Annotated in this window: 14 protein-coding genes; 1 reads left to right on the top strand and 13 read right to left on the bottom strand. The window is 60.3% G+C overall.

Features of this window, described 5'->3' with window-relative positions; translation table 11 throughout:
- Window positions 1-251: 251 nt before the first annotated feature.
- Window positions 252-2,030 (bottom strand): methyl-accepting chemotaxis protein, encoded by a 1,779-nt coding sequence (locus FVV99_RS15970; protein ID WP_148255118.1) that lies wholly within the window; start codon window positions 2,028-2,030, stop codon window positions 252-254.
- A gap of 322 nt (window positions 2,031-2,352) precedes the next feature.
- Between FVV99_RS15970 and FVV99_RS15965 the strand changes: the two genes are divergently transcribed.
- Window positions 2,353-3,921, top strand: coding sequence for a GGDEF domain-containing protein (locus FVV99_RS15965; protein WP_161599015.1), 1,569 nt, complete (start codon window positions 2,353-2,355; stop codon window positions 3,919-3,921).
- Here FVV99_RS15965 and FVV99_RS15960 read toward each other — a convergent pair.
- The 12 genes from FVV99_RS15960 to urtC form a co-directional block, all read right to left on the bottom strand.
- Window positions 3,905-6,748: an EAL domain-containing protein gene (locus FVV99_RS15960; RefSeq protein ID WP_148255116.1), complete on the bottom strand. Its 2,844-nt coding sequence runs from the start codon at window positions 6,746-6,748 to the stop codon at window positions 3,905-3,907. The two genes, FVV99_RS15965 and FVV99_RS15960, sit on opposite strands and share 17 nt — an antisense overlap.
- A gap of 199 nt (window positions 6,749-6,947) precedes the next feature.
- Window positions 6,948-7,553, bottom strand: coding sequence for a HupE/UreJ family protein (locus tag FVV99_RS15955; RefSeq protein ID WP_148255115.1), 606 nt, complete (start codon window positions 7,551-7,553; stop codon window positions 6,948-6,950).
- Between the two features lie 40 nt (window positions 7,554-7,593).
- The gene (ureG, locus tag FVV99_RS15950) at window positions 7,594-8,226 is read right to left on the bottom strand and encodes an urease accessory protein UreG (RefSeq protein WP_148255114.1); all 633 of its coding nucleotides are present in this window, start codon (window positions 8,224-8,226) and stop codon (window positions 7,594-7,596) included.
- Between the two features lie 263 nt (window positions 8,227-8,489).
- Complete coding sequence (locus FVV99_RS15945) at window positions 8,490-9,185, bottom strand: urease accessory protein UreF (protein WP_148255134.1); 696 nt, start codon at window positions 9,183-9,185, stop codon at window positions 8,490-8,492.
- On the bottom strand, window positions 9,175-9,681 hold the full coding sequence (ureE, locus tag FVV99_RS15940; RefSeq protein WP_148255113.1) for an urease accessory protein UreE: 507 nt from the start codon (window positions 9,679-9,681) through the stop codon (window positions 9,175-9,177). Before ureE ends, FVV99_RS15945 begins: the two co-directional genes overlap by 11 nt.
- A 99-nt stretch (window positions 9,682-9,780) precedes the next feature.
- Entirely contained in the window at window positions 9,781-11,484 is a 1,704-nt protein-coding gene (ureC, locus tag FVV99_RS15935) for an urease subunit alpha (RefSeq protein ID WP_148255112.1), read from the bottom strand.
- Complete coding sequence (locus FVV99_RS15930) at window positions 11,481-11,807, bottom strand: urease subunit beta (protein ID WP_148255111.1); 327 nt, start codon at window positions 11,805-11,807, stop codon at window positions 11,481-11,483. The genes ureC and FVV99_RS15930 overlap by 4 nt, the downstream gene beginning before the upstream one ends.
- A 9-nt stretch (window positions 11,808-11,816) precedes the next feature.
- A complete protein-coding gene (locus FVV99_RS15925) occupies window positions 11,817-12,119 on the bottom strand; it encodes an urease subunit gamma (protein ID WP_148255110.1) in 303 nt (100 codons plus the stop codon).
- 320 nt (window positions 12,120-12,439) lie between these two features.
- A complete protein-coding gene (locus tag FVV99_RS15920) occupies window positions 12,440-13,351 on the bottom strand; it encodes an urease accessory protein UreD (protein WP_148255109.1) in 912 nt (303 codons plus the stop codon).
- On the bottom strand, window positions 13,348-14,046 hold the full coding sequence (gene urtE, locus FVV99_RS15915) for an urea ABC transporter ATP-binding subunit UrtE (protein ID WP_148255108.1): 699 nt from the start codon (window positions 14,044-14,046) through the stop codon (window positions 13,348-13,350). Before urtE ends, FVV99_RS15920 begins: the two co-directional genes overlap by 4 nt.
- A complete protein-coding gene (urtD, locus tag FVV99_RS15910) occupies window positions 14,046-14,879 on the bottom strand; it encodes an urea ABC transporter ATP-binding protein UrtD (RefSeq protein ID WP_148255107.1) in 834 nt (277 codons plus the stop codon). Before urtD ends, urtE begins: the two co-directional genes overlap by 1 nt.
- Entirely contained in the window at window positions 14,876-16,000 is a 1,125-nt protein-coding gene (gene urtC / locus FVV99_RS15905; RefSeq protein ID WP_148255106.1) for an urea ABC transporter permease subunit UrtC, read from the bottom strand. The genes urtD and urtC overlap by 4 nt, the downstream gene beginning before the upstream one ends.
- Between the last annotated feature and the right edge of the window lies 1 nt (window position 16,001).

The following is a 16,001-nucleotide window of genomic DNA, read 5'->3' as shown; positions in this document are numbered from 1 at the left end:
TGCCGCTAACAGGCCGGATATAAGCGTGCAGTCTCACCCCGGCCATGGCGATTCGGGCTTGCACAACGGGACGGGTCCATATAAGCGGTTTCAACCGCGATGCAGGGCGGTGAGGCCTGCCTGGGTGACACGGCCAATCGCGACTGAAGTCGCTCCTACCTGGAATCGGCAGCGGGGGTTGTAGGAGCGGTTGTAACCGCGATGCAGGGCGCCTGGCGGCGCCCTGTTTGCGTTGGGATGGGCCAGAGCGCTTAAAACGCTTCCCATTCCTCTGCGGCTTCGGCCGTTTGCCGCGTCACGGGGACAGATGGTGTACGTTGAGTATTCGCTGCCGATGCGTTGGAACGGCTGGGGGAGACACCGCTAGCGGGTAGCGATTGACGCTGATGTGTTTCGGCGTCTTCGCCCAGTACGAACGAGGCAATCAAGTTATTGAGGTGCTCGGCATGGCGGCGCATGTCGGCACTGGTACTGGCCGACTGCTGAACCATGGCGGCATTCTGCTGCGTCATGGAGTCCATTTCCGCGACCGCGGTGTTGATCTGCCCGATGCCGCTGCTCTGTTCCTTGGCGCCGGCGCTGATTTCGCCGATGACGTCGGTCACGCGCGATACGCTCTGCACGATATCCTGCATGGTCTGCCCGGCCTGGCGAACGATCTCGGCACCGGATTGCGTGTGATTCACCGATGTGTCGATCAGTTCGCGAATCTGGCTTGCTGCCTCACTGGAACGGCTCGCCAGTGTACGCACTTCCTGGGCGACGACAGCGAAGCCTTTGCCGTGTTCACCGGCACGCGCGGCTTCCACCGACGCATTGAGTGCCAGGATGTTGGTCTGGAACGCGATCGAGTCGATCATGCTGATGATGTTGCTGATCTTCTCGGCGGAATCGTTGATATCGGTCATGGTCTTTTCGACCTGCCCCATCGCGGACTCGCCCTGTCGCGCCACATCGGCCGTGTCCGACACGAGTTTGTTGGCCTGGTCGGCGGACTCGGCACTGTGATTGACCGTCGAGGTGATCTCCTCCATCGACGAGGAGGTTTCCTGCAGGTTGGCAGCCGCCTGCTCGGTACGCGTGGAAAGCTCATCGGTACCTTGAGCGATTTCCCCGGCCGCGTGATTGACCTGGCGTACACTGCCGCGAACTTCACGCAATGTTTCCTGCATGCGCGATACGAAAGCATTGAACTGGGTTGCCAGTTCACCGACCTCGTCCTTGGTGTCGACCTCAAGGCGGCGGGTCAGGTCGCCCTTGCCTTCGGCAATGTCCTGCATCGCCGCAACGGTCTGGCGAATAGGCCCCAGCGTACGGCGTACCAGGAACCAGGCGATGAAGGCGACGACCAGGAAGACGGCGGCCCCCGTCAGCGAGGCGCCCATGATCGAGCCGCGCAAATCCGCTGCGGCTACCGCTTCGGCTTCGGCCATGGCTTCGTTGATGTCGCGTGCATAGACGCCAGCACCGATCATCCAGTCCCATTCGTCGATTCGGTCGGCGTAGGAATATTTGGTCTCGGTTTCATCGGTGCCGGGATACTCCCACGGGTATTCATGAAAGCCGCCCCCCGCTTGTGCGCGATCAATCAGCTCACGGATGAAATAATCTCCGTTGGGACTTTGAAGGTCGCCAAGATTGGTCCCTTCTTGTTCCGGCTGATGTGGCAGCACGATATTCATTCCGTCATATTCAAATGCGAAAATGTAGTTATCGCCATCGAAGCGCATGCTGCGCAGGATCTCGGCGGCCTGCGCCTTGGCCTCGTCGTCGCTCGCACCCGCGCGATTGACGATGGGTGCAATCGCGGTCTTGGCCTGTTGCACGACGTCACGCACGCTCTGCTTGCGATTATCGAGCAAGGATTCGCGCTGTTGCGCCAATCTAGTCTGGTTGTCGTCGATACGATCAAGCGTCTCACGGGCGACTAACGCCACGGTGACAACCAAGAGAGGTAGAAGCACCAGCATCAGGACCTTCGCCTGAAGACTGATACCTCGTCGGTGGGATGATGTATGTGTTGTTGCCATTGATGTGTGATCTCCAGAATCGTCTTCAATCCATAAGGGGTACCGTGCATTGTTATTGTGCTCTGCAATATCGGCAGCCGCGGGGAAAACTTGATGTCGGTCAGACCGGTAATGAGAAGGTCAGTCAACGGCTGAGTGGGGTACACTGGATAAAGACGGCTTAGGAAACCATGCAAGGGCGGATATGGCGCAGCCTTGGATCAAGATGGGGAAACCAGCCAGCACGCGACACCATCGACGAAGATGGGTCACGTGCTCCCTGTGTCTGGCTCTGCTGTTCCAAGGCGATATAGTCGCCCGGGCCAACGGGCCTGGCGAGGACTTGCAACCGGTTTCATTACAGCTTCTCTGGTATCACCAGTTCCAGTCGGCGGGGTATTACGCCGCGCAGGCGCAAGGCTTCTATCGTGACGCGGGTTTCGACGTGGAGATTCGTCATGGCGGCTATGATAACCAAGGCGCTGCGCTCGATCCGGTGGAAGAGGTCATATTCGAGCGCGCCGACTTCGGCGTGTCGCGCTCCGACCTGCTGATTCATCACAGCCGGGGTGCGCCGGTAACGGTCGTCGCCAATATCATGCAGCGTTCACCGCTGATCTTTCTCACACTCAAACGCTATGGCTTCGACCGTCTGGAAGCGATCGGCAACCGTCCCGTCTCGTTGACACTGCCCACCAATAATCCAGATAAACGGCTCAGTGCCGAAACCGTCGCAGCGATGCGCAAGGCGAACATCGACATCCGCACACTCAACAACTCCCCACCGAGCTGGCATCTGGATGATCTGCTCAGCGGGCGCACACAACTCACGACGGCCTATAGTACGGATGAGCCCTATTTCCTGCGTCGTTATGGCGCAACGCCAGTGGCCATCAGTCCTGCGGACTACGGCATCGACTTCTACGGTGATACGTTGTTCACGCACCAGCAACTCGCTGAACACCAGCCGGAGCGGGTTGCCGCCTTCCGCGATGCCAGTATCCGTGGCTGGGAGTATGCCCTTGAGCATCCCGAAGCGGTTGCGGAATTGATCCTCCAACACTATGGGACTCGCCATCCACGTTACGATGAGGCCTTTTTGGTTCATGAAGCGGCACAGATCCGTGAATTGATGCAGCCCAATCTGATCGAGATAGGCTACATGAATCCCCAACGCTGGCGATCGATCGCCAATGTTTATAAAGACCTGGGGCTCATCAACCAGGCGGATGTGAGTGCATTGCTCTTCACTCCCGACATACCTGACTACACCCGGCTATGGCGCTGGCTGGTTCCCGTCAGCATCGTGTTGCTTCTGGTACTCATGGCCGCGAGTTATCTACACATCGTCAACCGACGCCTCACCCTGGAAATCGCCCGGCGCCGCCAAGCGGAAATGGCATTACGCATTCAGGCCGAGAAGGATGGCCTGACCGGTATCGACAACCGGCGTCTGTTCGACGAGCACATGCAGCGCGAAGTCAGTCGTGCCCGGCGTCATAGGCTGCCATTAAGCCTGATTCTCTTCGATGTCGACAGCTTCAAGGCGGTCAACGATGAGCATGGGCATCTAGTCGGTGACCGTGTGTTGAAGGACATCACCAGAGTCACCTCGCAGGTGTTGAGAACCAGTGACCTGTTCGCTCGCTATGGCGGGGAAGAGTTTGCCGTGATACTGCCCGAGACGCCGCTCGACGAAGCCTGGCAGGTCGCGGAGCGCATACGCTGCATCAATCGAGAGCACCCCATCCCGCTGGATGATGGCACATTGCACTATAGCCTCAGTTTGGGTGTGGCTGAGCTCACTCTGGACGATGTCTCGGTACAGGCTTTTTTCGGCCGTGCCGACGCTCAGTTGTATCGCGCCAAAGCCGCAGGGCGGGATTGCCTGTTGCCTAGGATAGCGAGTTAGCCAACAACCAGTCGGCGGCGAAAGCTTCGCCGGATTGAGGGCGTGAATAATAGAAGCCTTGTGCCTGGTCGCAGCCGAGTTCACGCAGCGTGTTCGCTTGCCCGCGCGTTTCGACCCCCTCGGCCACCGTTCGCATGTTCAGGCTACGGGCCATCGAAATGATGGTTGCCACGATCGCCAGATCGTTGTCGTTCGATAGCATGTTACGCACGAAGGACATATCGATCTTCAGTGTGTCCAGCGGGAAGCTCTTGAGATAGGCCAGCGATGAATAACCGGTACCGAAGTCGTCGACAGCCAGCGTGAACCCCGCTGACTTGAGCTGTTTCATCAACACGATGGCCTGCTCGGGATCCTTCATGAACCCCCCTTCCGTCAACTCGAGACCGATCGAGGACGGCGCCACGCCATAGGTCGCAAGAATCGTCGTGATACGTTGGACGAATTGAGGATCGTCAAGCTGTTGCGCCGCGACATTGATGCTGACCGAGGGAACCGACACCCCCTGTTTCCGCCAGGCAAGGATCTGACGGCAAGCCGCCTGTAGCACCCAATCTCCTAGCGCCGGGGCCATGCCACGTTCCTCGACCAAGGGAATGAACTCGGCCGGATTGATCCAGCCCAGCTCGGCATCGTGCCAACGGCACAGCGCTTCAACTCCGACCAGCGTATCGCTTTCGAGGTCGATCTGCGCCTGGAAGTGCAACTCGAGCGCATCGTTCTTGAGTGCGGAGGTCAAACGCTTCGCCAGCAGCAAACGACGCGCCACGGACTCCCCCATGGCGGAATCGTACGAGCAATAACCACTTCCTCGCTCCTTGGCGTGATACATGGCCATGTCGGCGTGTTTGAGCAACTCGCCCACGTTATCGGCATCGGCTGGATAACAAGCCATGCCCAGGCTCACATCGAGGGAAAGCTGCTGCCGGCGAACCGTGAACGGTGTCGCCAGTACGCCCTGCAACCGCTCCGCCAGCTTGCGCATGCCATCATTATCGATATGCTCGGCGACCACCACGAATTCATCGCCACCCAGGCGGGCCAGCATGCAATTGCCCGGCAACACCTTGGCAAACCGCTCCGCCACGGCGATCAACACCCGGTCGCCGGTATCGTGACCATAGGAATCATTGATGTCCTTGAAACGGTCGAGATCGAGAAAAAGCACGCCCAAGGACGTGTCTTTCTGAGCGGCCAGCGCAAAAGCCGCCTCCAGATACTCCTTGAAATAGGTACGGTTGGGCAGGTTGGTGGCACTATCATAATAGGCAAGCCGCATAATGCGGGATTCGTCGTTCTGCCGTTCCAGTTCGGTAGCGGCACCGGCCGTGAATATCTGCAGTACCGAGCTGACGAACCCGGCATCCTCCAGGGGCCGCCGGAACATGACCACCAACAGCCCGATGGGGTCGCCATTGGCATTATCCAGACGATAGCCGACGTAGGCGCGAACCCCGTGCAAGCTGTCCTGATACTGGGTCGGTAACTGCACCGTGATATCGCCCTGCGACGCCCAATGACCTTCTGCAATCACGCGTTCGCAGGGAGTGCCGGACACGTCATAGGCAATGTCGCCGATACTCTGCCCATCGATGACGGCGGCGATCGAGTTGACCTGTCGAGGCTGCGTTGCATCCAATAGCCCCACGAAGGCGGCATCGGCATTCAGCGCCTGGACCATATGGTGTGCCAACTGATCGAAATAGGCATTGCCACTGCGGGCGGAAACCGCCGTGGCGATCTTCAAAACGGCATGGTGCATGCGCTGCTGACGAAGGCGCAGACGTAACGCATTGATGCCGTACGCCAGGTTGTCGGCCAGTTCTTCCAGTAACGCCAGCTCACGCTCGTCGACCTCGTCGCCTTCGTGGTCTCCGGATCGGTCCGGATGGTTCTGGCCCTCATACAGCGCCAGTATGCCGAAGATCGTGCCGTCTTCCCTGCGTAACGGCAGACAGATAATCCGTTGAAAGCCTCGCTTTTCCGCGTCTTCCAACCAGGGTTTGAAGCGTTCATCCGCACGCAGTCTGTTCTGGACGACCGTCTTTCCACTACGGATACAGCGCCCTGCCGGTCCCTGGCCGTAAGGGTCCGTCTCCGACCAACTGAGACGAATGGCCTCGTAGTAACCCTGTTCATTGCCGGCCCAGGCCTGGGGCACGATACTCTTCGCCGGATCATTCAGCGCATATCCGACCGAGGCCATGCGATAGCCACCTGCCTCGACGGCCAGGTGGCAGATCGATTCCAGCAGCGACGGCTCATCCGAGGCCCTGATCAGTGCCTTGTTGCACCGGCCAAGCAGGGTCAAGGCGCGATGCGAGGTCCGTAAACGTCTCTCGACTTGCTGGCGAGTGAGTTCTGCGCCGGCGCGTGAGGCGGCAACGCGGAGCACCTCGCGAGCCATATCGGCTTGTGGCATCGGGCGGCTGTCCAGTACGGCGATCAAGCCCAATGCGGAACCGTCAGGGGTAAAGATGGGAATCCCCAGATAACTTTCAGCGCCCAGCTCTTCCAGCATGGGGTCATCAGGAAACCGGGCGCAGATGTCCGATGGATAATGGCAGGGCTGGTTGCCGACGACGCCATCACACGGCGTGCCCTTGAGAGGATAGTCGATGTTCGGACCGAACTCGCCTTTGGACCAGATGGCCAGCGTATGCACACTGAGGTTGTCGGGGCCGATCTCTCCGATCAGGACGAACTCGACCTGCAGTACCTTGGCCAGGTGCATGACCAGGTCTTCGAAGAACGATTCACCGGCATCCAGTGCCAGCGTATCGGCCAGTACTTGAAAATCACCTTGCGCGGCAATCGCCTTGTCCAATGAATCGCTCCCGGTGCCTTGGCATGGCGGAACAATACACTCTACCACGTGTTATCGGCACATATTGTCTGACCTTGAAAGGCTTCCTTTCGAGAGTCAAGCCAATCAGTTCAGTGGTAATTCATTGATCGCTTGCCAACGAATGCTGCCCGCTACGGAGCAACGGGCAGCATGCAGCATCTAGCAGACAAAGTCGCGATTAACTCAGGGCAAAGACACTGCCGACCGCCGCGATGGCGACACCGACTGCCCGCATCCAGCGGTTACCACGACTCATCAGGAAGGCCCCCAGGGCTTTCCCGCCATAGGTGATGGCGAGCGTCGCGAGCGAAAAGCCGACAAGGTACGTCAACAACGAGGCTCCATGCGGCAGTTCACTGCCATGTGCATGGCCATGGAATAGCATGAAGGCAACGACCAAGGTCCCGCCTACGGCCGTGGGCAACCGGACCAGCGTTGCCAGCAGGACGCCAGCCAGCAGCACACTCAGGGCAATACCGGTCTCGACGCCCGGGAGCGCCATACCCCCCCAGGCCAGGCCGGCACCGACCCACATCCCGCCGAGCACGGCGGCCGGCGACCACCGACGGAATGTCACTCCCTGGCGCACGCTCCACAGGCCGATCGTCAACATGGCCAGCAAATGGTCCAGCCCCAGAAACGGGTGCGATACGCCTGCCGCAAACCCACCATGGCCAGCGCCATTATGGCCCGGGTGCGCCAACGCCAGACCGCTGAGCGCCAGCAGCGGTATGAAGAGCGAAAGTGCGATGCGCGTCGGTTGTTGAATCGGGGTTACTGTCATGATGGACTCCTTCCACAATATGTTGGTCATGAATGAGCATTCAGCTGGCTTGGGCGTGAGGGCGTCGCTCATCGAGCATGCCGCGATCGAGGATGAAACGGATGATCGCTTCGAGGCCGACGCCATCATAAAGGTTGGTGAAAACAAACGGCCGCTCACCACGCATCAACCTGGCATCACGATCCATGACATCCAGCGAGGCATGAACCTGCTCGGCGATGTCGATCTTGTTGATGATCAACATGTCCGATTTGGTGATACCAGGGCCGCCCTTGCGAGGGATCTTGTCTCCGGCGGACACATCGATCACGTAAAGCGTCAGATCCGAGAGTTCGGGGCTGAACGTCGCCGATAGATTGTCACCACCGGATTCGACCAGCACCAGTTCCAGATTGGGGTGACGCGCCTGGAGATCGTCGATGGCCGCCAGGTTCATCGAGGCATCTTCACGAATCGCCGTATGCGGGCAACCGCCGGTTTCCACACCGAGGATACGATCCGCCGCCAGCGCATCGTGCTTCAGCAGGAACTCCGCATCTTCGCGGGTATAGATGTCATTGGTGACGACGGCGATATCGTAATGGTCCCGCAACGCCAGGCAGAGCTGCTTGAGTAGCGCTGTCTTGCCCGACCCCACCGGACCGCCGACGCCGATACGCAGACAATGGGTCATGATTTGGCTCCTTGATCTATCAGTGATTAGCGCGATGGACACCGCCAGATGCCTGGCCAGGCAGGGCTGACGCCCTGCATCGCGGTTAAAACCGCTCCTACAGCCCCTCCTACAGCCCCTCCCATCCCGCTTGGTTTGCGTAGGAGCGACTTCAGTCGCGATTGACGCCGCCAGGCAACCGACGGTGACACATCCGGCAGGGCTGACACCCTATATCGCGGTCGAGACCGCGCCTACGACACCAGGTCCGCATGTCGTTGGAATCAACTCCTGAACAACCGTGAATACTGTGTTTCGTGCAACGCACTGGCCAATGCCAGGCCGGGTAATACCGGTCCCAGAGCCTCATCGTCGAGCGTCAGGGCCTTGTCCACCGCAGTCACCAGCGACGGCCTCAGTTGCTCGACCAGGCGTTGTGCCGCCGTATGCCCCAGGGGTAACGCCTTGCAGGCCACCGCCAGCTGATTTTCCAGCCATGCCCAGGCGAACCCCAGGAGGGTTTGGCGCACCGGCACGCCACGCCGCTCGGCGGTCCAGGCAAAGACCGTGACGTAACCGGCCTTCGCAGGTAACGACGGCGATGTCGGCAGCAACGTCAGATTGCCAAGCAGGCGGGTCAGCGCGTCGCCCAGCCGACGGTCCTCGGCCGCAAGCTCGGCGGTTTCGCGATTGGCCTGCAGCCAGTCATCCCAGAACGCGATGGCGTCACTGTCCGCCGCCGCCCAGGCATGCTGCTGACGCGCCAGAACCGGTAGTTCGCAGTGGCTGAGACCATCATGGAGCACACCTTCCAACCACTCGGCCAAACTGGCTTCATCACGAACCCAGTCGAGTTCAAACGCGCTCTCGAGCCCCTGCGACCAGGCGAAGGCGCCGATCGGCAATGCCGGGCTGACCAATTGCAACAATCCCAGCAAGGCCAGATCGTCACTCTGCGTTGCTGATGGCTCAGTGGGCATGGGGCGAACCGTCCGCGTGGCTGTGGTCATGATGGTGATGTCCATGAGCGTGCCCGGTATGGGAGTAGGCGCCCGGTTCGGGGTCGAACGGGGCCTCGTGGTGTTCCAGACGCGCCCCCAGACGTTCGGCCAACGCCTCGAGCACATGGTCGGGCGGAAAGCGTACCCAACCGCCGAGAGCATCGTCCCCCAACGCCAACTGCACATGCCGGTTACCCAGGTGATAGGCGAGCCTGGCCAGTGGCAGGCCGGCCTCGGTCCGGGCCGTCACCACCGGTTCATCGGCCGCCTGGACCCGTACGATCTCGCCACTCTCGGCACGCAACCCTTCCCTATCACGCAGTACCGGGCCACGTTCCAGAAACAGGCCAAGCTCACGTCCGGCATCGCTCGTTGCCTTGAGGCGGCCGCGCGTGCGTGACTCGAACGGCAGCGTCAGGGTGTCCATTTCCTGGCCATGCTCGATGGCCCCTAGGCGTTCGATGAGTTTCAGCATTGGTTTTGCCTCGTTGAAATGACTCGCGGCTGTTCCGCAGGCAGGCCTGCGCGAGGGTCCACCCTCGGCACCGCTCGCCTTGGTGACTTAGCCCGTATCTCAGAAAAGGTGGTACCGCTGCGCCAGCGGCAGCTCGGTCGCCGGCTCGCAGGTCAGCAGTTCATCATCGGCCCGCACTTCGTATGTCTGCGGATCGACGCTGAGCTTGGGACAGGCGTCATTGAGCTTCATGTCGCGCTTACGCACACCGCGCACATCACGACACGCCGACAGCGGGCTACTGAGCCCCAGACGGTCACCGATGCCGGCATCCACGGCGGCCTGGCTGACGAACGACAGTCGCGTCTGGCTGGCCGCCTTGCCGTAGGCCCCGAACATGGGGCGATAGTGGACCGGCTGCGGCGTGGGGATCGAGGCATTGGGATCGCCCATCGGCGCCGCGGCGATCATGCCGCCCTTGACGATCATGGCCGGCTTGGCGCCAAAGAACGCCGGGTCCCACAGCACCAGGTCCGCCAGCTTGCCGACTTCGACCGAGCCGACGTCATGGGCAATCCCATGGGTCAGCGCCTGATTGATGGTGTACTTGGCCACGTAGCGCCTGGCGCGAACGTTGTCGGCACCCAACGCCTGGTCTTCCGGCAACAGACCGCGCTGTACCTTCATCTTGTGAGCGGTCTGCCAGGTTCGGCAGATCGATTCGCCGACACGTCCCATGGCCTGTGAGTCGGAGGCGATCATCGAGATCACCCCCATATCGTGGAGGATGTCCTCGGCGGCAATGGTTTCCCGACGAATCCGTGAATCGGCAAAAGCCACATCTTCGGGAATATTCGGGTCGAGGTGGTGGCAGACCATCAACATGTCGAGATGCTCGTCGATGGTGTTCACCGTGTAGGGCCGGGTGGGATTGGTCGACGACGGCAGGACATTGTCACGTGCGCAAGCCGTCAGAATATCGGGAGCATGGCCGCCCCCCGCCCCTTCGGTGTGATAGGTATGAATGCCTCGGTCCTTGAACGCCGCCAGGGTATCCTCGACGAAGCCGGATTCGTTCAGCGTGTCAGTGTGAATCGCGATCTGCACATCGTAACGTTCGGCCACCCCCAGGCAGTTATCGATCGCGGCCGGCGTGGTTCCCCAGTCCTCGTGCAGCTTCAACCCCATGGCACCCGCTTCGAGTTGCGACTCCAGCGCCTCGGGCAGACTGCTGTTGCCCTTGCCGAGAAAGCCGATATTCATCGGCATGTCATCGACGGCCTGCAGCATCTTGCCGATATGCCAATCTCCGGGCGTGCAGGTCGTGGCATTGGTGCCGGTCGCCGGCCCGGTACCGCCGCCCAGCATGGTGGTGATGCCGCTCATCAGCGCTTCGTCCACCAGTTGCGGGCACACGAAGTGGATATGAGCATCCAGCGCGCCGGCGGTCAGGATCTTGCCTTCACCGGCGATGATTTCGGTCCCCGGCCCAATGACGATCTCGACATCGGGCTGGGTATCCGGATTGCCGGCCTTGCCGATCGCGGCGATACGACCATGCTTGATGCCCACATCGGCCTTGACGATACCCCACCAGTCGAGAATCAAGGCATTGGTGATGACGGTATCCATGACGTCATCACCAACGCGCTGGCTCTGGCCCATACCGTCGCGGATCACCTTGCCACCGCCGAACTTCACCTCATCGCCATAATGCGTGGCATCGCGTTCGACCTCGATCCACAATTCGGTATCGCCGAGTCGCACCCGATCGCCGGTCGTCGGGCCGTACATGTCGGCATAGGCTTGGCGTGTGATTTTCATGATTGGCCTCCCGACGAATCCAGTGGGCCCATGACGTCGCCACGAAAGCCATAGATATGACGTGTTCCGGCAAAGGGAATCAGAGTGACTTCCCGGCTCTGACCGGGCTCGAAACGAATGGCGGTGCCGGCGGCGACATCGAGACGGTGGCCGCGTGCCTTGGCACGGTCGAAATGCAGTGCGGGGTTGGCCTCGGCAAAATGGTAATGCGACCCGACCTGTACGGGCCGGTCGCCACTATTGGCGACTTCGACGGTGATCCGTTCGCGCCCGACACAGAGCTCGATGTCACCGTCCTGCAACTGATATTCACCAGGAATCATGGTGCCTCCTTAGACGATAGGATCGTGGATGGTTACGAGCTTGGTTCCATCGGGAAACGTGGCCTCCACCTGAACCTCGTCCACCATCTCGGCGACCCCTTCCATCACATCGTCACGAGTCAGGATTTCACGGCCGTAACTCATCAGCTCGGCCACGCTTCTGCCATCGCGTGCACCTTCGAGAATCTCGAACGTGATGAGCGCAACCGCCTCGGGATAGTTGAGTTTCAAACCGCGCGCCTGGCGGCGTTCGGCAAGCTGCGCTGCAGAAAACAGCAGCAGCTTGTCTTTGTCGCGTGGGGTGAGTTCCATCAGCGGATCTCCCTCTATCAGATGTTCAAATACTGACGCTTGCCGTTTTTTCTGGGCGCCTGACGGCGCCAATCGCGACTGAAGTCGCTCCTACAAAAAGCAAACAACCGGTGCCGTAGGCGCGCTTTCATCCACGATTTCGCGACTGAAGTCGCTCCTACAAAAAGTAAACAGCCGGTGTCGCAGGCGCGGTTTCAACCGCGATTTCGCGACTGACGTCGCTCCTACAAAAGCAAACAGCCGGTGTCGCAGGCGCGGTTTCAACCGCAATGCAGGGCGTTAGCCCTGCACCAGTCACCGCTTCACACTTCTCGCTCGTCTTACGTCAACCAGATCCTCGGTACATTCGCAGGCCGTCCTACCAGCAATGGGCGCACCACCTCCCAGGCACGCTGACAGATATCCCAGGCTTCATTGCGTTCGTTGCCCAGGTAGCGCAGCAGGACCACGCCGTGGCGTCGGGTGACTGCCCATCGACTGGAAGCCGGCACCGCAGCGCGTATGGCCTCGATCGCTGCCGCGTCATCGGCGAGTCCCACCGCCCAGAGCGTCGCCTGGGTCGTGGCACCGCCCTGCCCCCAGCGCCCATGAAAACGCGGGTGATGAGGATCGAGTGGCTGGCGTTCCAGCCACAGCGGCCGTCCGTCCTGCGACAGGCGGAAACGCTGCTCGATACGGCCACTGACGAACGGCAGGTCACTCGCCGGCCGCCCCAGAGCCATGATTTCCCAGCCCAGACATCGTGAACCGTGTTGCAAGTCAAGCGTAGTGGTCTGCGTACCGCGCGAGCCGTCGAAAGCGATGGTTTCCTGAGGCAACCACTCCAGCGTCCCCCCTTCATCGACCGTCAGGTGGGTATGCTGGTGCCAGGCCACTCCCTGACTGTCGGCACGGTATAGCTTGTTGGCCGCCGGTGTGGTGAGCAGTGCATGCGCACCCCGTGCCACCGACGCATCGATCGCCAAGGCATCGCCACTCACCAGGCCCCCCGGAGGGTGCAGAAGATACAGGTGGCAAGCGCCATCACGCCCTTCCGGATAGAACGCACGCTGAACGCGCAACGGACCCTGGTGACGGGCATGCGCCAAGCACGTCCTCACGTTGCCCCGTGTCTCACGCGACCGAAATGCCAGTTTCAGTGACGCGGCCCAGTGGCGCCGTTCATCGAAACGATGACCGGTATTCGTCATATCGTCAGCCATGTCGGAAATCGTCGTCGCGAGTGTCGTCATACCGTGAGATACCGCTTGATCAAATCATCGGAGAGTTCGTCGATCCCGCCGTTCGCCACGGGGCGGCCGCGATCCATGATCATGAACCGATCGGCGTACTTGCGCGCGAACGGCAACTTCTGCTCTACCAACAGCACACTCAGGCCATCTTCACGGATCAGGGTACGTACCACCTCACCGATCTGGGCAACGATATTGGGTTGGATACCCTCGCCGGGCTCGTCGAGGATCAGCAGGCGAGGTTCGATGACCAATGCCCGCCCGATCGCCAATTGCTGCTGCTGCCCCCCGGAGAGGTCGCCACCCCGACGATGTCGCATGTCGTGCAGGATCGGGAACAGCTCATGGACACGCTCGGGAATGACATGCTTGCCATCGGCACGAGCCGCCAGTCCGGTACGCAGATTTTCTTCCACCGTCAGTAGTGGAAAGATCTGTCGTCCCTGCGGTACATAACCGATACCCAATCGCGAACGCGCTTCGACTCGCTGCTGGGTGAGTTCGACCTCGTCGGCAAACCGTATTCGTCCGCTATCCGTCGACTCTTCCCCCATGATGCACTTGAGCAACGTCGTCTTGCCGACGCCATTGCGGCCCATGACGCAGGTGCATTCCCCCTGAGGGACGTCAAGCTCGAGGTCCCATAACGTATGACTTTCACCATAATAATGGTTGAGCTTGTCGATCTTGAGCATCAGGCAGCCTCCTCGCTTTCGCCCAGATACACCTCGATCACGCTGGGATCGCTTTGCACCTGGTCCATACTGCCTTCCGCCAGCACACTGCCTTGATGCAGTACCGTTACCGTGCGGGCAATGGAACGCACGAACCCCATATCATGTTCGACCACGACCACAGACTGCTTGCCGGCCAGGCCGGTGAGCAACTCCGCGGTGCGCTCCATTTCCTGTTCGGTCATGCCGGCGACCGGCTCATCGACAAGCAGCAAGCGAGGGCGCTGCATCAGCAGCATGCCGATTTCCAGCCACTGTTTCTGCCCATGCGAGAGGATACCCGCCAGCGCATGCTGCTGCTCGGCCAGGCCGGTCATCGTGAGGACCTCATCGATGCGATCGCGTATTTCACCGGTCAGGCGTGCCGTCAAGGTAGGAATCACGCGTTTATCGGCCGCCATAGCCAGTTCCAGATTCTCGAAGACGGTCAGCGCTTCGAACACTGTCGGCTTCTGGAACTTGCGGCCGATGCCTAGGGACGCGATTTCCGGTTCATTCATCGTCAGCAGATCATGCCGGCTACCGAACCAGACCGACCCCGTATCCGGACGCGTCTTGCCGGTAATGATGTCCATCATGGTGGTCTTGCCGGCGCCATTCGGGCCAATGATGCAACGCAATTCGCCATCGTCGATGGTCAGGTTGAGGTTATCGATGGCTCTGAAACCGTCGAAGCTCACCGTCACGTCTTCCAGATAGAGAATCGGGCCGTGCCGTACATCCACCGATGATGCCGTAGGGGCCAGAAAATCGAAGACGCGATCGCGCCTGGCCATGGATTGCCAGAGATTCATGCAGGCACCTCCGTTTTCGTCGTGTTCGATGCCTCGCGACGCCTGAACCGGTGAGCCAGCACGCCGGCAATCCCCTTGGGCAGCAGCACGGTGGATATCACGAACAAGCCGCCCAGCGCGAATAACCAGGCATCCGGCATGACACCGGTAAATATCGTCTTGGCGTAATTGACCAGAATGGCGCCGATGACGGCACCGTAAAGCGTCGCACGTCCGCCCAGAGCGACCCATACGACGATTTCGATGGAAAACAGCGGTTCGAACTCACTGGGATTGATGATGCCGACCTGAGGGACATAGAGCGCACCTGCCAGCCCGGCCAGCATCGCTGAAACGACGAAGACGAAGAGCTGGACACGTTCCACCCGGTAGCCCAGAAAGCGCGTACGTGCCTCGGCATCGCGGGAAGCGACACAGACTCGTCCCAGTTTGCTGGCGACGATCGAGCGACAGAGGAGGTAACCGAATGCCAGAGCGATACCTGAAGCAATGAACAGCCCCAGCCCCGTTGCATTGCTGCGCAGATCAAAGCCGAGGATGTCATAGAAATCCGTCAAGCCATTATTGCCGCCAAAGCCCATCTCGTTGCGGAAAAACGCCAGCATCAAGGCAAACGTCATGGCTTGAGTAATGATCGACAGGTACACACCGGTGACCCGCGAGCGAAATGCCAGGTAGCCGAACACCAGTGCCAATGCCCCCGGCGCCAGGAACACCATGAGGAACGCGAACCAGGCCATGTCGAAGCCATGCCAGTACCAGGGCAACGACTCCCAGTTCATGAACACCATGAAATCCGGCAATACCGGATCGCCATAGGTGCCTCGATCACCGACCTGGCGCATCAGGTACATACCCATGGCGTAGCCGCCCAACGCAAAGAAGGCGCCATGCCCGAGGCTGAGGATCCCCAGATAACCCCAGACCAGGTCGACGGCGACGGCCAGCAAGGCAAAGCATAGGTACTTGCCCAGCAAGCCCACGGTATAGCCGGAGACATACAGCGGATGTTGCGGCGATACGGCCAGGTGCAGCACCGTGACCAACGTGACGGCCAGCACCAGCACCAGCAGGAAGAGTTGAGTCGATCGTTCGTTGAATGGTCGTCCAAGCCAATGCATG

The sequence above is a fragment of the Aidingimonas lacisalsi genome, from assembly GCF_008079445.1.
Lineage (GTDB): Bacteria > Pseudomonadota > Gammaproteobacteria > Pseudomonadales > Halomonadaceae > Aidingimonas > Aidingimonas lacisalsi.
The sequence above is the reverse complement of the archived record's forward strand: the minus strand, read 5'-3'. Positions and strand labels throughout refer to the sequence as shown.